Source organism: Pseudomonadota bacterium (assembly GCA_023229365.1).
In the GTDB taxonomy this organism is placed as follows: domain Bacteria; phylum Myxococcota_A; class Polyangia; order JAAYKL01; family JAAYKL01; genus JALNZK01.
Genome location: JALNZK010000116.1, coordinates 1 through 16,925, shown reverse-complemented (window position 1 = coordinate 16,925; position 16,925 = coordinate 1). Strand labels below are relative to the sequence as shown.

The following is a 16,925-nucleotide window of genomic DNA, read 5'->3' as shown; positions in this document are numbered from 1 at the left end:
TCTCACTTCGAGACGAACGAGCCGATCCCGGACGCCTTGATCGCGAAGATCGACAAGGCCAGGACGTTCAACGAGGGGTTCGCGACGGTCGAGTACGCCGCGGCGAGCTACCTGGACATGGCCTGGCACACGCTGACCGCGCCGCCGACCGACGACGTGCGGGCGTTCGAGAGGAAGGCGCTCGACCGCATCGGGCTCATCCCCGAGATCGCCGCCCGCTACAGGAGCACGTACTTCCTGCACGTCTTCGAAGGGGACTTCTACAGCGCGGGCTACTACAGCTACCTGTGGTCCCAGGTGCTCGACGCGGACGCGTTCGAGGCGTTCCAGGAGAACGGCCTCTTCGACAAGAAGACCGCGCAGTCGTTCCGGGACAACATCCTCTCGAAGGGCGGCTCCGAGGACCCGATGGAGCTGTACGAGCGCTTCCGCGGCCGCGCGCCGTCCACGAAGCCGATGCTCAAGCGCAAGGGGTTCGTGAAGTAGGGAGGCGATGCCCGCTCCCCTATCCCTCCTCGAGGATCTCGACGTCCGCGAGATCGCGGTGGCGCCCGGACGCGCGCTTGTTCCGTATCAGGTCCGCCTTCGAGATCATCGAGATCGGCAAGCCGTCCGCGACGATCACCTCGCGCCGCGCGTAGCAGTCGTCGAAAGAAATCCCGGACGCTTCGTTGATGATGTCGATCTGGACGGGCGAAGCGCCCATGCGGAAGACGTTCCCGGGCTTCTGGAAGACACCGTTCTCCACGGTCGGCGCCCGGAACTGGCGGAGCGCTGCCTGGAGTCGATCGACGTTCTCGTCATCGACCGCGACCAGAAAGTCGATGTCCTTGGTGGCGCGCGGGTTCCCGTAGATCCCCACTGCCCAGCCGCCGACGAGGAGGTACCGGACCTCATGGGCGTTCAAGCACTGTATGAACTCTCTGAAGTCGTCCGGTAGTCGCTTCGGGGCCATAGAAACATTCCCTCAGGTACGTGATGGTCTCGAGCTTCTCCTCGATCGGTGCGCGCGCCCATTCCTCGCGCTGCGCCCGGTCGACCTCCTCGGCGCTCCCCACGAGAAGCCGCCCTCTGTCCATCCGCTCTCGCACCGCCGCGCCTCCTCCTCGGCGCAGGACGCGCGCCCCAAGGATCGAAGCCACTATAGCACGCGCCGCCTCGGGGTTCGAGGCGATGCGCGCGCCAGACTGCGGAGCGTTTGGCGCGGCGCGGAAGGCGGCCGCCCGGTCCGTGCGCCGGCATCGCGGGATGGGGTTTTCCTTGACCATCCCCCGCCCTTGCGCTAGTTATCGCGGCTCGCGGGGCGCTAGGGCCCCGCCCACATACTCCTTGCTCCGGGCGCGACCCGGGGCTTCATCCGTGAGGAGGCACAATGGATCACGTCCTGCCCGTCCACAGGGCCCGTGAGTACGAGACGATCTTCATCCTGAACCCCGACTCCGCGACCGAGGTGGTCGATCGCGTGGCCGGCCGCTGCCAGGACGTCATCTCGAAGCTCGAGGGCAAGATGCTGCGCGCCGAGAACTGGGGCAAGCGACGGCTGGCCTACGCGGTGCGCAAGCAGCCCAAGGGGATCTTCATCTACCTTCGCTACCTCGGGTACGAGGACCTGGTGCACGAGATCGAGCGCAACCTGCGCATGCTCGATCCGGTCATCAAGTACCTGACGGTCAAGGTTGACGACGACGTGGACCCCGAGGCGCGACCGGCGCGCGAGGAGGACATCTCGTTCGTCCCGACGTACGAGGAGAGCGAGCACGAGCCCCCGCCCGCCCCGTCGTTCGCCGAGGACGCGTACGAGGACCGGCGCGATCGGGCGCCGCGGCCGCCGCGCGAAGAGGTCGAGGCCCCGAGCCGTGATGACGAAGAGTCGTCGGACGACGAGTTGGCATAGGAGGATCCGATGGACCATAGAGAGAGATCTCAAGGAGGAGAGAATCGTCGTCGCGGGGGCGGGGGCGGAGGACGCCGGCGCCGCGTGTGCCGCTTCTGCGCCGACACGACGCTGGTCATCGACTACAAGGACGCGCAGGCGCTGCGCTACTTCATCACCGAGCGGGGCAAGATCGTGCCGCGCCGGATCTCCGGGGCGTGTGCCAAGCACCAGCGAGCTCTGTGCACCGCCATCAAGCGGGCGCGCAACATCGCCCTCATGCCGTTCACGGCGCCGAAGTGACGAGGAGGGGCCCATGAAAGTCATTTTGCGCGAGCAAGTACCGCACCTCGGCGACCCCGGCACGATCGTCAACGTGAAGCCCGGATTCGCCCGCAACTTCCTTTTCCCGCAGGGCCTGGCCGCCGCCGCGACGTCCCGCAACATCGGGATGATCGAGCACAAGATGCGCGAGATCCAGCGCCAGATCGACGTCGCCAAGGCCGAGGCCGAGCAGGTCAAGGCGCGGCTCGCCGAGCTGAGCGTCACGGTCGCGAAGCCCGTGGGCGAGAACGACAAGCTGTTCGGATCCGTGACCGCCAAGGACGTCGAGAAGGCGCTCGCGAGCGAGGGCGTGACCGTCGATCGCCGGCGGATCGCCATCGCCGAGCCGATCAAGGCGCTCGGCGTCTATACGGTGGGCGTGAAGCTCCACGGCGGCGTGATGGCGGATCTCAAGGTCTGGGTGGTCAAGGAATAGAAGATCGGGGGCGGCATGGACCGACCCGGCGACGACAAGACCAAACGCGCGGCCGAGCCCCAGATGTCAGAGGGCCGCGTGCCGCCCTACAACAAGGAAGCCGAGGAGGCCGTGCTCGGCTGCGTCCTCCTGAACAACCAGGCGCTCTTCCTCATCCAGAACATCCTCCAGCCCGAGGACTTCTACGTCGAGGCGCACCGGCGCATCTACGCCGCGATCCAGGAGCTTTCCGGCAAGGGGCTGCCCGTCGACCACGTCACGCTCGGCAACCAGCTCATCAAGCAGGGCGATCTCGAGAAGATCGGCGGGACGCTCGCCCTGGAGGGGCTGACGGAGCGCGTCGCCACGGTCGCGAACATCGAGCACTACGCCCGCATCGTGCGCGCCAAGGCGTCCGTGCGCCGGATGATCTACGCGGCGCAGCAGGTGGTGGCCGAGGGGTTCGGCGACCAGGACGACGCGGACGAGTTCCTCGACGGCGCCGAGAAGCTCGTGTTCCAGGCGTCGCAGGCGCGGATCGGCGAGAGCTACACGCACATCTCGCGGGTGCTCAAGAAGACGTTCGAGGACATGGAGCTCGCCGCCGGGCGCAAGGGCGAGGTCACCGGGATGCCGAGCGGGTTCGCGGAGCTCGACCGGCTGACCGCCGGGTTCCAGGCGGGGGACCTCGTGATCGTGGCCGGGCGGCCCTCGATGGGCAAGACCGCGCTCGCGCTGAACATGGCGTTCAACGCGGCCAAGGAGACCGGCGTGCCGACGCTCGTGTTCTCGCTCGAGATGTCCAAGGAGCAGCTCGTGCGCCGCATGCTGTCGTCCGAGGGCCGGGTCGACGCGTCGAAGATGCGCGCGCCGAGCCGCCTCGACCAGTCGGACTGGCGCCGCCTCACGAACACCGCCGGCGTGCTGCACCAGGTCCCGGTGTACCTCGACGACAACGCGCCCATGACGCCCATCGAGATCCGCGCCAAGTCGCGGCGGCTCATGGCGGAGAAGGGGCTCGGCCTGATCGTCGTCGACTACCTGCAGCTCATGCAGGCCGGCGGCAGGCGCAAGGACAACCGGGAGCAGGAGATCTCGGAGATCTCGCGCTCGCTCAAGGGGCTCGCCAAGGAGCTGCGCGTGCCGATCGTCGCCCTGTCGCAGCTCAACCGCAGCCTCGAGAGCCGCCCCGACAAGCGGCCGATGATGTCCGATCTCCGCGAGTCGGGCGCGATCGAGCAGGACGCGGACCTGATCGTGTTCGTCTACCGCGACGAGTGGTACAACCCCAACACGCAGGACAAGGGCGTCGCCGAGATCATCGTCGGCAAGCAGCGCTCCGGCCCGACCGGCATCGTCCGGCTCCTGTTCAGCGGGCTGTACACGCGGTTCGACAACCTGTCGAAGGCGGAGGAGCCGGCGGGCTTCCACGACTCGGGCAAGGCGGGCGACTACTGATGCGTCGCCCCTGCTACGGCAACGCGGTCGTGGTCCTTCCGTCCGCGCCGAAGACCAGCTCCTTCTTGATGAACCTGTTGATCCAGTAGGTCCAGACGCCCTTCTCCAGCGTCGGCGTGACGTGCTCGGGCGGGTAGCCGTACGCCGCGAGCACGGCGCGCTTCGAGACCCCGGGCTGGACCACGGCGTTGCGGATGCACTCGATCTCCTTCGCGTCGAGCCCCTCGATGATCTGCTCCCACGGCTTGGGCGTGAGCGTGCGATCGCGGAGCGCCTCGATCGACACGCCGGGTGCGAACTTGGGCTGGAGGTGCATCGTCACGCTGACGCCGGCGGCCGGGACCGAGAAGCGGATCTCGGAATCCCCGCGGCGGACCCCGCGGGGGTCGAGTATCGCGGGCGAGCCCGCCGGGATGATGATCCCCTTCTTGTAGTTGATCGCGAACACGCGGTCGGCGCGCTCGTACCAGATGTTGTGGGCCGTATAAAGAGGCTGGCCTTCGGTCATCTCGCCCTCCTTGTGAATCCTCCGCATGAGAAGTGTGTCCCGCGCGGCGCCGGGGATCAAGTGGGCTTCGCTCTTTGCAGGGTTGCGGGGAGAGCAGAGGGTCTGATATGCGGATCGGGTGGGCGATGAGCGGCAAGCGGAGGTCCCCTTCCAGACCACGACGATCGCGGCGCGGGTCCTGTACGCGGACACGGACCGGATGGGCGTCGTGTACCACGCGACGTACCTGCGCTGGTTCGAGGCCGGGCGCGCGGCGTACATGCGGCGCCGCGGCTCGAGCTACCGCGACGTGGAGGAGAGCGGCGTCATGCTCCCGGTGATCGAGGCGAACGCGGTGTACCTGAAGCCCGCGCGCTACGACGACGTGATCCGCGTGACCGCGCGGCTCGGCGAGATCGGCCGCGCGCAGATCCGGTTCGAGTACGAGATCTCCAAGGACGGCGTCCCGCTGGTCCGCGGCTTCACGCGGCACGCGGTGACCACCAGCGAAGGCCGGCCGACGCGGCTTCCCGCCTCGGTGCGGGAGGCGCTCGAGAACGAAGAGACGACGGACGAGACAGATACCGTAGACTAGACGCCCGAACGGAGGGCGCACCAACGCCGAAGAGTGGAGCACATCATGCCGATCTCGAGAACCATCGCCGCCTACGAGACCAAGGGCTCCTGGATCCGCAAGCTGTTCGAAGAGGGCATGCAGATGATGCGGGACGGCACGGGCCTGCCCGTCTACGACCTGTCCATCGGCAACCCCGAGCTCGAGCCGCCGGCCGAGTTCAAGCGCACCCTGCGCCGGATCATCGAGGACGACTCGCCCGGCCAGCACAGGTACATGAGCAACGCCGGCTACATGGCCTCGCGGGAGGCGGTCGCCGACTCGCTCGCCGCGGACCACGGCCTCCCGTTCAAGGGCAATAACGTCGTCATGACCGTGGGCGCCGGCGGCGCGGTGAACATCTCGATCAAGGCGGTGCTCGACCCGGGCGAGGAGGTGATCTGCGTCGCGCCCCACTTCGTCGAGTACAGGTTCTACATCGAGAACCACGGCGGCGTGATGGTCGTGGCCCAGAGCGCGCCGGGCTTCGATCTCGACCTCGGCGCGATCGCCGCCAAGATCAGCACCAGGACCCGGGCCGTGCTGATCACGAACCCCAACAACCCGACCGGCGTGGTGTACCCGCAGGCGACCCTCGACGGGCTCGGCGACCTTCTGCGCCGCGAGTCCGCGAAGCGCGAGCGGCCGATCTTCCTCATCGACGACGCGCCGTACCGCAAGCTCGTGTACGACATGGACAAGTGCACGAGCTCGTTCAACGGCTACGAGAACACGCTCGTCGCGACGAGCCACTCCAAGGATCTCGGCCTGCCGGGCGAGCGGATCGGCTTCCTCGCCGTGTCCCCGCGGATGAAAGGCTGGCAGAAGGTCGTCGGCGCCGCGGTGTTCTCGAACCGGGTCCTCGGCTACGTCAACGCGCCGGCGCTCATGCAGCGCACCGTGACCGAGCTCCAGACCGTGACCGTCGACCTCGAGTGGTACCGCCGCAAGCGCGACCGCTTGTGCGCGGAGCTCCAGGGCATGGGGTACGAGCTCGTGGTGCCGGGCGGCGCGTTCTACGTCTTCCCCAAGGCGCCGGGCGGCGACGACGTAGCGTTCTGCCAGAAGCTCAAGAGCGAGCGCGTGCTCGCGGTGCCGGGCACGGGCTTCGGCGCCCCGGGCTACTTCCGGGTCGGGTACTGCGTCGCGGACGAGAAGATCTGGGGAGCGCTCCCCGCGTTCGAGAAGGTCATCCGCGCGATCCGGGGCTGATTTGATCCGGTACGATCTCCCGCTCTACAGGCCGCCGTCCGAGGCGCGCTCGCTCATCCTGCAGGCGACCATCGGCTGCTCCCACAACAGGTGCGCGTTCTGCGTGAGCTACCAGGGCAAGCGGTTCCGCGCGCGGCCCGAGGCCGAGCTCTTCGCGGAGATCGAGTGGGCCGCCCGCGAGCTGCCGCACGCTCGCCGCGTCTTCCTCGCCGACGGCGACGCGTTCGTGCTGTCGACCGAGCGGCTGTTGCGCATCCTCGAGCGCCTGTACGCCGCGTTCCCGAGGCTCGAGCGCGTGACCTGCTACGCGGGCCCCGAGAACTTCGCGAGGAAGAGCGCCTTGGAGATGCGCCGCATCCGCGAGGCCGGGCTCACCATGCTGTTCGTCGGCGCGGAGAGCGGCGACGACGAGGTGCTGCGGCGGATCGACAAGGGCGTCACCGCGGACGAGATGATCGCCCTGTGCGCGAAGCCCCAGGAGGCCGGGTTCGACCTCTCGATCACCGTGATCCTCGGCCTCGGCGGGAAGCGGCTCTCGGCGCGCCACGCCGCGGGGACAGCGCGCCTCCTCGACGCGATCCGGCCCAGGTACGCCGCCGCGCTCACGCTGATCCTCGAGGAGCGCGATCCGCCGTTCGCCGTCGCGTTCGGCGATCCGGACAGGGCCGAGCTGACGCCGACCGAGAGCCTCGTCGAGTGCCGCGCGATCCTGGACGGCATCGGGGCCGACGGGATCACGTTCCGCGCGAACCACGCCTCGAACTACCTCGCGCTCGCCGGGGATCTCCAGCGCGACAAGCCGCGCATGCTCGCGCGGATCGACGAGGCGCTGCGCGAGGGGGAAGGGGCGCTGCGGCCGGAGTTCCTGCGGGGGCTGTGAGCGCCGTCAGATCTTCCGCACCGAGGGGCGGGCGAACACAGGCTCCAGCGTGGGGACCTTCGCCTCCTTCAAGGTGAGCGCGCCCACCGGGCACGCCTCGACGAGCCGCTCGATCCCGCGGCCGTCGACCTTCGCGAGCTCCCGGCCGAGCGCCGGCGCCACCCGCGCCGAGATGCCGCGCCCGACGAACCCCATCGCCGAGGTGCCGAGGATCTCCTCCGTGAGGCGGACGCAGGTGCCGCACTGGATGCACTTGTGCGTCTCGTACACGACCGTCGGGTGGCTCGCGTCCTTCAGGTACGCCCGCTTGCGGCCCCCGAACCTGTCCTGCGCCGCGCCGAACGCGGCGGCGTAGGCGCGCAGCCGGCACTCGTGGGCCGCGCGGCAGCCGCACTCCATGCACCGCGCCGCCTCGGCGCGCACGGTCGCGGCGTCGAAGCCGGTCTCCACCTCGTCGAAGCAGCGCGCCCGCGGCTCGGGCTCGAGCTCCGGCATCGGCCGCCGCTCGTCCTTCTCGAACCCCCGCACGACGTTGCGATCCACCTTGTCGATCGCGCCCATCGTGTGGTCGTACACCGCCGGATCCCCTGTCACCGGCAGCCCCATGAGATGCTGGTCGATCGCGATCGCGGCCCGGCGGCCGGCGGCCACGGCCGTGACCGCGATGTCGGCGCCGTTCACGCAGTCGCCGCCCGCGAACACGCCGTCGAGGCTCGTCGCCAGCGTCCGCGGATCCGCGGCGAGCGTCTTCCACTTCGTCACCCCGCAGCCCGTCGCGGACGACGGATCGACGCCCTGGCCGATCGCCGCGACGACGTTCTCGACGATCCGGACGTGCTCGCTCCCCGCCTGGGGCACCGGCCGCTGCCGGCCGGACGCGTCCTTCTCGCCGAGCGCCATGCGGATGCAGGTGACGTGGAGCAGGCCGTCGGCCGCCCGCTCGATCTTCGTGGGCGCGGCGAGGATCTCGAGCTTCACGCCCTCCTCCTCGGCCGCGTGCACCTCCATCGCCCACGCCGGCATCTCGGCGCGGGTGCGGCGGTAGAGGATCGTCACCTCCTCGGCGCCTAGCCGCAGCGCGGTGCGCGCCGCGTCGATCGCGGTGTTGCCGCCGCCGACGACCATGACGGTGCGGCCTATCGGGTGCTTCTCGTCGCGCGACACGGCACCCAGGAAGCCGATGCCCGAGAGCACGCCCGGGAGCTCCTCGCCCGGCACGCCCATCGCGGTCGCCTTCTGGGCACCGAGCCCCAGGAACACCGCGCCGTAGTCGGCGCGCAGCTGCTCGAGCCGCACGTCCCGGCCGAGCGCCGTGCCGAAGCGGAACGTCGCCCCGAGCCTCTCGATGGCGGCCGCCTCGCGCTCGATGACGCCGCGGGGGAGCCGGTAGCTCGGGATCCCGTAGCGCACCATGCCGCCCGCCTTCTCGTGGGCGTCGAAGATCGTGCACGCGTGGCCGAGCAGCTGCAGGTAGTACGCGGCCGAGAGCCCGGCCGGGCCTGCGCCGACGATCGCGACCCGCTTCCCGGTCGCCTCCGCCGGGCGGGGCGGCTCGTCGCCCAGGGCGCCCGAGTCCGCGGCGTACCGCTTGAGGTGGCAGATGGCGATCGGCTTCTCGACGAGCTGGCGCCGGCACGCGGTCTCGCACGGGCGCGTGCACACGCGGCCGAGGATGCCCGGCAGCGGCATGCTCACGCGGATGAGCTCGAGCGCCGCCCGGTCCTCGCCCCTCGCGAGGTGCGCGACGAACCCCGGGATGTCGATCCCGGCGGGGCACGCCGACATGCACGGCCCGAGGCAGTCGCCCTCGTGATCCGAGAGCAGCAGCTCGAGGCAGGTCTTGCGCGCCTTCTGCACCCGCTCGCTCGTCGTGCGCACGACCATCCCCTCGGCCGCGGCCGTGGAGCACGACGGCGCGAGGTTCGCGCGGCCCTCGATCTCGACCACGCAGACGAAGCACGACGCGAACGGCTTGAGCTCCTGGAGGTGGCAGAAGGTCGGGATGAACGTCCCGTGCGCCTTGGCCGCGTCCAGGATCGTGGTGCCGGCCGGGACCTCGACGACCGTGCCGTCCAGATTGAATTTCACGTTCTTCACGGCTCCCTCCTCTCACCCGACCACGACGGCGTCGAACTTGCACAGGTCGCGGCAGACGCCGCACCGGATGCACTTGGCCTGGTCGATCACGTGCAGCTGCTTCTTCTCTCCGGAGATGCAGTCGAGCGGGCAGTTCTTCGCGCACACCATGCAGCCGGTGCACGCCTCGGTGATCCGGAAGGAGCAGAGCGACCGGCACTTCCCGGCCCGGCACTTCTTGTCGAAGATGTGCGACTCGTACTCGTCGCGGAAGTACCGGAGCGTCGTCAGCACGGGGTTCGGCGCGGTCTGCCCGAGCCCGCACAGGCTGGTGGTCTTGATCTGCTGCGCGAGATCCTCGAGCGCCGGGATGTCCTCCGGGACGCCCTTGCCGTCGCAGATGCGCGTCAGGATCTCGAGCATCCGCGTCGTGCCGATCCGGCAGAAGGTGCACTTGCCGCACGACTCGAGCTGCGTGAAGTTGAGGAAGTACCTGGCGACGTCGACCATGCAGGTCGTCTCGTCCATGACGACCATGCCGCCCGAACCCATGATCGCGCCGGTCTTCGTCACCTCGTCGTAGTCGATCTTCGTGCCGAAGAGGGAGCGCGGCACGCAGCCGCCCGACGGGCCGCCCATCTGTACGGCCTTCACCTGCCGCTTCGTGCCCGTGCCGCCGCCGACCTCGTGGATGATCTCGTCGAGCGTGATCCCCATCGGCACCTCGACGAGGCCGCCGTTCTTGATCTTGCCCGCGAGCGCGAACACCTTGGTGCCCTTCGACTTCTCGGTGCCCATCGCCGCGAACGCCGCGGCCCCGTTGCGGATGATCCACGGGACGTTCGCCCAGGTCTCGACGTTGTTGATCGTGGTCGGCTTGCCGAACAGCCCGGCCTCGGCCGGGAACGGCGGCCGCACGCGCGGCATGCCGCGGCGCCCCTCGATCGACGTCATGAGCGCCGTCTCCTCGCCGCACACGAACGCGCCGGCGCCCTCCTTCACGTGGATCTCGAAGCTGAACGGCGAGCCGAAGATTTTCTCGCCGAGGAAGCCGCGCGCGGTCGCCTGCTCGATCGCGATGTAGAGCCGCTTGATCGCGAGCGGGTACTCGGCGCGGCAGTAGATGTACGCCTCGTTGGCGCCGGTCGCGAAGGCGCCGATCGCCATCCCCTCGAGCACGGCGTGCGGATCGCTCTCGAGCGTCGTGCGGTCCATGAACGCGCCCGGATCGCCCTCGTCCGCGTTGCACACGACGTACTTCTTGGGGTTCTCGTAGCCGTACGCGAACTTCCACTTCATGCCGGTCGAGAAGCCGGCGCCGCCGCGGCCGCGCAGCCCGGACGCGGTGATCTCCTGGATCACGGCCATCCGGTCGTTCGCCCGGAGCACCTTCTCGAGCGCCTTGTAGCCGTCGCGCGCGAGGTAGTCGTCGATCTTCTCCGGATCGATGGCGCCGCAGTTCGCGAGCACGATCCGCTTCTGCTTGCCCCAGAGCTTCTGCCCCTCGCCCTCGTCGAGCTTCACGAGCCACTTGTCGACGGGCTTGCCGCCCAGGACGTCCTCGGCGACGATCTTCTCGATGCGCATGCGGTTCACGTTCGCGTAGAGGCGGCTCGCGCCGTCCGCGTCGACGATCCGGACCTGCGGCTCGGCGAAGCACATCCCGAAGCAGCCCGTGACGAGGAGGTCTGCGTCGAGCCCGGCCGCGACCCGCTCCGCGAGGAAGTCGTGGACCTCCTCGGCGCCGGCGGCGATGTTGCACGTGCTCATGCCGACCACGATCGACTTGCGCCCGCTCATCGCGCACCCCCCTTCCCGGCCTCGAGGTCGTCGATGATCTGCGCCGCCTTCTTGCGGTCGAGCTTGCCGAACGTCCTCTTGTCCACCATGACGACGGGCGCGAGCGAGCAGCAGCCGACGCACGCGACCGACTCGAGCGTGTACCTGAGGTCGGGCGTGTTCTCGCCGTCCTTGACGCCGAGCCGCGCCTCCATCGCCTCGCTGATCCCCACGGCGCCGCCCACGTGGCAGGCGGTGCCGTGGCAGACACGCACGAGCCGCTCGCCCACGGGCTTCAGGCGGAACTGGGCGTAGAAGGTCGCCACGCCGAAGAGCTGCGACTCGGTCATCTCCGTGGTCGCGGCGATCCGCTCGATCGCCTCGAGCGGCACGTACCGGAGCTCCTCCTGCACGGCCTGCAGGATCGGGATCGCCTTGGACGCGTCCTTCCCGACGCGCGCGACGATGGCGTCGACTCTCGCAAGATCGATGGTCATTGGACGGCTCCTTTTTTGCGCGGACGCATCATACGCGGGATGGGGTTTCGGGAAAACGGCAATCGACGCCCTGGAGGCCTCGTTTGCTGCGAAGTTCTCTTTTGACACGCCGCCCCATTCAAGGGCATCCTGGTTCCCGTTTCCAAACCGGGTCGGAACATCGGATCAGCGTGACACGCGGCTCCTGACTCCAGGCGGCCGGCATTACGCGACGGAGGTGCACATGAAAGCGGCGAAGAGCGGAAAGAAGAGAGCGACGGCAAAGGCTCCGAAGAAGGCGCCTGTGAAGAAGGCGGCCAAGCGAGCGGTCAAGAAGATCGCGCCCAAGAAGACGTCGATCGCGGCGATCAAGCCGATCTCCTTCACCCCCAAGGATCTCGACAAGCTGAAGGAGGCGATGCTCGACAAGAACCTCCCGAAAGAGATCCGAGCGGTGCTCGACGCCGCGAGCAAGGGGAACTTCGACGCGTTCAACGGCGCCGTCCAGTCGCTCTCCCCCAAGCGGCTCGGCGAGCTCGTCGGCGCCCTCGATTGGGACTCCGAGGCCGGGAGTGCGGCGCTCGGCAAGCTGGACAAGGGCGCGCAGGCGTTCAAGGAGGGCGTTCTCCACGGCCCGCTCCCGGACGCGCCGACGCTCGTGAAGTGCTGCTGCGATCCCCGAATCTTCGGCGAGCTGCGCACCCTGTGCCACGGCCTGTTCTGCTGCTGCCGCGGCTGCTGCTGCAGCTGGGACGACCTCTGCCTCCGCCTCCGCTGCCGCTGCGGCATCCCCGTGTACAAGGGCACCGAGACGACCAGCCGGCGCGCGACCTCGTTCCGATTCACGGACGACTTCTCCGTGACGTTCTCGCCGGTCTTCCCGACCTACCCGTACCTCCCGGCACAGGCGACGATCGATTTCAACTCCGGCCTCTACTACACGAAGACGGACGTCGACGGATTGCTCACGGGCAAGGCGAATTCCGGCCACGACCACGATACCGACTACGAGACGATTGCGAATGTGAACTTGATCGACGGTCGCGTCACTACGCTCGAGGGCCGCAAGAACACGCTCACGATCAAGGACGACTTCACGATCGCGAACAGCGATTCCTACCCCTATGACTACGATCTGTCCGCGCTGACCTGCGCGTACGGCGACATCCAGATTGGCGTGTCCGGCGTGCACGGGGCCGCCGCCTCGACGGCGCTGGCCAACTGGCTCCGCTTCACCTGGAGCGTGGACGCGGCGAAGAAGCTGAGCTTGCACCTCTGGAGCCAGGCGGGCGCAGAGTGCAGCCCGTCCGACATCGCGTGGGACGGCACGGAGGTTCACCTGAAGATCACGGCGGTCGGCTGATTGGCCGTGCCGGGGCGCTTCGGCGACCGGCCTTTGACAAAAGGAAACGAGGAGATGCCGAATCCGAGGAAGCTGTTCGCGCAGAAGAAGGTGTGGGTGGAAGGAGCCCCGTACCCGTTGGTCTTCGATCCGAGCGGCGAACTGGGTCACAACTGCGTCGGCGCCGTGGTGAGTGCGACCGCCTTCGGGGTCGACAAGGCGACCGGGAAGAAGATCCCGCTCCACTGCTGGTGGAGCCACGAGGCCACAGGCTCGTTGACGGTGCAGGTGTTCGACAACTCGGGCGCCGAAATGAGCTCGGCAGACGCGACGTGGCAAGGCCGGAAGATCGAGGTCCACGTGATCGCCGCCAACCCGACTGCGTAGGGCGAAGGCCGCGTCACATCGCCGGGCGGACGCAGAGGTACTGGAAGCTCGATCCCAGCACCTGCGAGAACCCCACGGCGCCGTTCAGGTGGAGGCCGGCGATCCACTTCCTGTCGGTGGAGGTATCGCCCACCCAGTGGGATGACGACCAGAAGTAGGTGCTGAACGTCCCGGTGAACGCGCCGTACGCGGCCGGGTTCTCGGCCCCGAGGTTGACGATGCTGGCGAGCTCGTGCCGATCCGGCAGCCGCCAGTCGGAGCGACCGGCGAGCGAGAGAGCGTCACAGCTGTTCAGCGCGGTCTGCCACCCCACGGTGCCCTGGATCGCCTTCGTCCACATGAGGTGCGTGTTCGGATCGGTCAGCGTCTCGTCGCCGTTGTCCACGAGCGCAGCCGGCGACGCCACGTGCCCGAAGACCGCGCCGCGGACGCAGCGCACCTGCCGGGCCGTGCCCACCGTGCCGTTGTGGCCGTAGCTCTGCCCGTTCTGGAAGTTCACGTACCAGGCGTAGCTCGATGAGCTCTTCAGGTACGCCGTCGACGACCAGAACGTCGTGGTCTCCTGCGAGAAGACCGTGTCGATCGCCGGCGTGAACCTGCCGAAATCGATGATCGTCCACAGCTCGTGGATATTCGGCAGCCGCCAGTCTGTGTACGTGCCTGTCGTCTGGCCGTCGCAGTACGTCCCGGCCGCGGACCAGGTCATCGTGACGGCGGACGCCGCCTTCTCCCACATCAGACCGGTCACCCGATCGGAGATCGTTCCGTTCGAATTGTCCACATAGCTGTGCTGCCGCCGCGGCTCCTGGTAGTGACCGTCCTGCCCCCACCACGTAGCGTCGAGCGTGCCGCAGGCGACCAGGCCCGCCACGGTGGGATCGTCGGAGCATTGGGCGTTGGTCTGTCCCGTGTCGGGCCACATCGCGCTCGCTAGAAAGTCGGTCGGATCGCACAGGTAGCCCGAGCCGTCGTCGACATAGAGGTCGTACCAGGTGCCCGTGCTCAAGCTGGACGTGGTCAGCGCCAGCGTCAGCGCGTTCGTCGTCACGCCCGAAGAGGCCATGTCGCTCCCGATCTGCACCGTGCCTCCGGCCGCGGTCCACATGCCGTGGCACGCAGTGTCGAACCCCCACCCGGTGACGTCGAGATCGCCCGAGAACCCGGGCCACGCCATCGCGTATTCGATCCCCTGGAGGTTGAGCATCGCCGTGGCGTCGACCGTGTCGGTGCCGCCCGCGCCGGTGTAGCTCCACACCGCGAACGAGAGCGGCTCGCACGACGGGATGAGCGCCGCGGGCACGGTCGCGACGATCGTGGTCGCGGTGATCGAGGTCGGCGTGACCTCGGTGCCGTCCACGTACAGCTTGCTCCACGTCTGAAAGCTCGAGCCGGTCGACAGGAGGGTGACGATCGTCGCCACACCGACCTCGAACTCGGACGGCGTCAGGCTCGCGATCACCGGCGACACCGGCGTGACGATCACCGTGAAGTCCGCGTGCAGCGCGGTCGAACGCAGCGTCGCCCTGTAGTCGACGTCGTCCGGGTACGTGCAGCTCACCGACTGGCCAGAGAGCGTCGCGAGGCCGTTCGCGCCAGGTGTGATCGAGCCGAGCGTGTCGGTGCCGACCGTGAAGTCGACGATGCCGCCGTCGACCGGGTTGCCGTACTGGTCGGCGACCAGCGCCACCATGGACGCGAGCGGCTGGCACGGCTTCATGCCGTTCTGCGGCGTGCCCGCCGTCGCGGTGACGGACGTCGCGACGTCGTGGTTCGCCGCGATCGTGGCGACCGCGGACTTGCCGCCCCCTTCGTACGATGCGGTCACCGCGTAGCTCGCGGACGCCGAGTGGCCGAGCGCGTACGGCACCGACGCGTGGCCGGTCGTGTCGGTCATCCGCACGACGTTCGCCGTGCCGCCGTCGAGCCGCTCGAACCCGTCGCCAGAGGTGATGGAGAACGTCACCTCCACGCCCGCGAGCGGCGTACCGCCCGACTGGAGGAAGACCTCGAGTTCGGCCGCGAGCGCCGCGCCCACCGTCCCGCTCGGGGTCGGGTTCACGAAGGCGATGGAGCCGTTCGTCGTGCCGATCTCCGTGAACCACTGCGTCGTCGAGCAGCCTATCGCGCTCACCGCGCGCGACCCGAGCTGCCCGAGGATCACCGCCACCGACGAGACGCCGGTGCTGTCCGTCGCCTCGTTGAATGAGGGGTACGCACCCTCGATCAGCCCCACGCTGCCGGTGCCGAACGACCACGCGACCGCTTGGCCGCTCACCGGGTTGTCGTAGGCGTCGCGCGCCTCGACCGCGAGATCGAGCGGCAGCTCCTCGCCGATCGGGCCGGTCTGGTTGTTCCCGGCGTCGATGACGATGTCCGTGCACGCCCCGGCGGTCGCGGTGGCGTCGGCGGCGCCGAGGCTCGCGCTCGTGTGCGCCGGGTGCGTCGAGTTCCACGTCACGTCCATGCTCTGCGCACCCGCTGCCGTGCCGAGGGTCCAGGCCGTCGTCGCGAAGCCGCCACCGGCGGTCGTCGCCGTCGCCGGCGCCGCTGTGCCGTCGCCGTCGAAGTCGACCGGGACGCCGTCGATGACTGCGTTCGAGGCGTTCTCCACTCGCGCGACGACGCCCAGCGCGAGCGCGGCGCCGACCGTTCCCGTCTGCCCGTCCCCCTGGGTGAAGACGACGTGGTGCGGCACGGCGCCGGTCGCGTTGAACGACACGGCCGGCAGGACGCCGGTCACGGCGGTCACCGTGTTCGCGGTGCCGGTGTAGCCGAGGCGCATCGCGACCGACGCGAGCCCGTTGTCGTCGGTCTGGACCGTGACCTGGGTCAGCCCGTCGACCAGGCCATTGTTTATCGTCGCCGTGAGAACCACGTCGACGCCGACGACGGGCAGCCCGTCCGCGTTCTCGACGTCGACGACCAGCTCGTCGGCGAGCAGCTCGCCCGCCACGCCGCTCTGTCCGTTGCCCGAGGAGATCTCGATGGAGGCCGGCGTGTTGTCCCAGTGCAGAGTCATCGAGGTGGCCGTGGTCACGTCGCTCGCGTTCACCGCCTGATCCGAGACCTGGTCGTCGATGAAGCCCGGGTGGGTCGCGATCACCGTGTAGCTGCCGATCGGCACATCGTCGATCGCCCAGAACCCGGATCCGCCGGTCACCGTGCTCAGGGTGGTCCCGTCCAGCACGACGGTCGAGCCGGAGAAGTCCGTGCCCACGTCGAGATAGACGTATCCCTGGATGGAGCCGGTCTGCACCGTGAGCGTCAACGGCGGCACGGTCGTGGTGTCCCCCGCGGTCACGGCGAACGTGCTCGAGGTCACCGAGTTCCAGCCCGCGAGCGCCGCCGTGACCGTGTAGTTGCCTGGCGGCACCTCGGTGATCGTGTAGGCCCCGCTCGCTCCCGTCGTGTCGTTGAGCTCGGGGTGCCCGTTGATCACGACCCCGATCCCCGTGTGATCGGAAAGCCCCTGGAGGATCGCGAAGCCGGTCACCGTTCCGGTCGTGTCGGCGTCGGTATCCGTGTCGGTGTCCGTGTCGGTGTCCGTGTCGGTGTCCGTGTCGGTGTCCGTGTCGGTGTCCGTGTCGGTATCCGTGTCCGTGT

At 68.8% G+C, this 16,925-nt stretch carries 17 protein-coding genes; 10 read left to right on the top strand and 7 right to left on the bottom strand.

The annotated features are described in order from the left end of the window. A partial coding sequence (locus tag M0R80_26080) for a M3 family metallopeptidase (GenBank protein ID MCK9463107.1) occupies positions 1-486 on the top strand: 486 nt, incomplete at its 5' end. Positions 487-505: 19 nt separating this feature from the next. Here the strand turns inward: M0R80_26080 and M0R80_26075 are convergent. After that, positions 506-907: a hypothetical protein gene (locus tag M0R80_26075; GenBank protein ID MCK9463106.1), complete on the bottom strand. Its 402-nt coding sequence runs from the start codon at positions 905-907 to the stop codon at positions 506-508. Next, positions 894-1,091: a hypothetical protein gene (locus M0R80_26070; protein ID MCK9463105.1), complete on the bottom strand. Its 198-nt coding sequence runs from the start codon at positions 1,089-1,091 to the stop codon at positions 894-896. The genes M0R80_26075 and M0R80_26070 overlap by 14 nt, the downstream gene beginning before the upstream one ends. 281 nt (positions 1,092-1,372) lie before the next feature. Between M0R80_26070 and rpsF the strand changes: the two genes are divergently transcribed. Genes rpsF through dnaB form a run of 4 tightly spaced genes read left to right on the top strand, consistent with a single transcriptional unit; the run spans position 1,373 to position 4,070 of the window. Further along, positions 1,373-1,894, top strand: coding sequence for a 30S ribosomal protein S6 (rpsF, locus tag M0R80_26065; protein MCK9463104.1), 522 nt, complete (start codon positions 1,373-1,375; stop codon positions 1,892-1,894). Positions 1,895-1,903: 9 nt separating this feature from the next. After that, positions 1,904-2,176, top strand: a complete 273-nt coding sequence (gene rpsR / locus M0R80_26060) for a 30S ribosomal protein S18 (protein MCK9463103.1) — start codon at positions 1,904-1,906, stop codon at positions 2,174-2,176. 13 nt (positions 2,177-2,189) lie between these two features. Beyond that, the gene (rplI, locus tag M0R80_26055; GenBank protein ID MCK9463102.1) at positions 2,190-2,633 is read left to right on the top strand and encodes a 50S ribosomal protein L9; all 444 of its coding nucleotides are present in this window, start codon (positions 2,190-2,192) and stop codon (positions 2,631-2,633) included. A gap of 15 nt (positions 2,634-2,648) precedes the next feature. After that, positions 2,649-4,070 (top strand): replicative DNA helicase, encoded by a 1,422-nt coding sequence (dnaB, locus tag M0R80_26050; GenBank protein MCK9463101.1) that lies wholly within the window; start codon positions 2,649-2,651, stop codon positions 4,068-4,070. A 13-nt stretch (positions 4,071-4,083) separates the two neighbouring features. Here the strand turns inward: dnaB and M0R80_26045 are convergent, their stop codons facing one another. Beyond that, the gene (locus M0R80_26045; GenBank protein MCK9463100.1) at positions 4,084-4,578 is read right to left on the bottom strand and encodes a hypothetical protein; all 495 of its coding nucleotides are present in this window, start codon (positions 4,576-4,578) and stop codon (positions 4,084-4,086) included. Positions 4,579-4,696: 118 nt separating this feature from the next. Here M0R80_26045 and M0R80_26040 point away from each other — a divergent pair, with 118 nt between their 5' ends. From M0R80_26040 to M0R80_26030, 3 genes are read left to right on the top strand one after another with little or no spacing between them, the layout of a single operon-like run. Beyond that, positions 4,697-5,152, top strand: a complete 456-nt coding sequence (locus M0R80_26040) for an acyl-CoA thioesterase (GenBank protein MCK9463099.1) — start codon at positions 4,697-4,699, stop codon at positions 5,150-5,152. Between the two features lie 45 nt (positions 5,153-5,197). After that, positions 5,198-6,382 carry a pyridoxal phosphate-dependent aminotransferase gene (locus tag M0R80_26035; GenBank protein ID MCK9463098.1) on the top strand — a complete coding sequence of 395 codons (1,185 nt, stop codon included), beginning with the start codon at positions 5,198-5,200 and terminating at the stop codon, positions 6,380-6,382. 1 nt (position 6,383) lies between these two features. Then, the gene (locus tag M0R80_26030; protein MCK9463097.1) at positions 6,384-7,262 is read left to right on the top strand and encodes a radical SAM protein; all 879 of its coding nucleotides are present in this window, start codon (positions 6,384-6,386) and stop codon (positions 7,260-7,262) included. A gap of 6 nt (positions 7,263-7,268) precedes the next feature. On the opposite strand, the gene M0R80_26025 is transcribed toward M0R80_26030, so the two are convergent. Genes M0R80_26025 through nuoE form a run of 3 tightly spaced genes read right to left on the bottom strand, consistent with a single transcriptional unit; the run spans position 7,269 to position 11,614 of the window. Continuing rightward, a complete protein-coding gene (locus M0R80_26025; protein MCK9463096.1) occupies positions 7,269-9,359 on the bottom strand; it encodes an FAD-dependent oxidoreductase in 2,091 nt (696 codons plus the stop codon). 12 nt (positions 9,360-9,371) lie between these two features. Further along, positions 9,372-11,138 carry an NADH-quinone oxidoreductase subunit NuoF gene (gene nuoF / locus M0R80_26020; GenBank protein ID MCK9463095.1) on the bottom strand — a complete coding sequence of 589 codons (1,767 nt, stop codon included), beginning with the start codon at positions 11,136-11,138 and terminating at the stop codon, positions 9,372-9,374. After that, the gene (nuoE, locus tag M0R80_26015; GenBank protein ID MCK9463094.1) at positions 11,135-11,614 is read right to left on the bottom strand and encodes an NADH-quinone oxidoreductase subunit NuoE; all 480 of its coding nucleotides are present in this window, start codon (positions 11,612-11,614) and stop codon (positions 11,135-11,137) included. The genes nuoF and nuoE overlap by 4 nt, the downstream gene beginning before the upstream one ends. A 223-nt stretch (positions 11,615-11,837) precedes the next feature. Here nuoE and M0R80_26010 point away from each other — a divergent pair, with 223 nt between their 5' ends. Continuing rightward, positions 11,838-12,956, top strand: a complete 1,119-nt coding sequence (locus M0R80_26010) for a hypothetical protein (GenBank protein ID MCK9463093.1) — start codon at positions 11,838-11,840, stop codon at positions 12,954-12,956. Positions 12,957-13,010: 54 nt separating this feature from the next. After that, entirely contained in the window at positions 13,011-13,322 is a 312-nt protein-coding gene (locus tag M0R80_26005) for a hypothetical protein (GenBank protein MCK9463092.1), read from the top strand. Between the two features lie 13 nt (positions 13,323-13,335). Here the strand turns inward: M0R80_26005 and M0R80_26000 are convergent. Continuing rightward, the coding region (locus M0R80_26000; protein ID MCK9463091.1) for a DUF1566 domain-containing protein at positions 13,336-16,925 on the bottom strand (3,590 nt) is incomplete at its 5' end.

Bases quoted from the DNA above. Each gene is read 5' to 3' on its own strand.
- M0R80_26005 (MCK9463092.1), top strand. From the start codon at position 13,011: ATGCCGAATCCGAGGAAGCTGTTCGCGCAGAAGAAGGTGTGGGTGGAA.
- rplI (MCK9463102.1), top strand. From the start codon at position 2,190: ATGAAAGTCATTTTGCGCGAGCAAGTACCGCACCTCGGCGACCCCGGC.
- M0R80_26045 (MCK9463100.1), bottom strand. From the start codon at position 4,578: ATGACCGAAGGCCAGCCTCTTTATACGGCCCACAACATCTGGTACGAG.
- rpsF (MCK9463104.1), top strand. From the start codon at position 1,373: ATGGATCACGTCCTGCCCGTCCACAGGGCCCGTGAGTACGAGACGATC.
- M0R80_26035 (MCK9463098.1), top strand. From the start codon at position 5,198: ATGCCGATCTCGAGAACCATCGCCGCCTACGAGACCAAGGGCTCCTGG.
- rpsR (MCK9463103.1), top strand. From the start codon at position 1,904: ATGGACCATAGAGAGAGATCTCAAGGAGGAGAGAATCGTCGTCGCGGG.
- dnaB (MCK9463101.1), top strand. From the start codon at position 2,649: ATGGACCGACCCGGCGACGACAAGACCAAACGCGCGGCCGAGCCCCAG.
- M0R80_26010 (MCK9463093.1), top strand. From the start codon at position 11,838: ATGAAAGCGGCGAAGAGCGGAAAGAAGAGAGCGACGGCAAAGGCTCCG.
- nuoF (MCK9463095.1), bottom strand. From the start codon at position 11,138: ATGAGCGGGCGCAAGTCGATCGTGGTCGGCATGAGCACGTGCAACATC.
- nuoE (MCK9463094.1), bottom strand. From the start codon at position 11,614: ATGACCATCGATCTTGCGAGAGTCGACGCCATCGTCGCGCGCGTCGGG.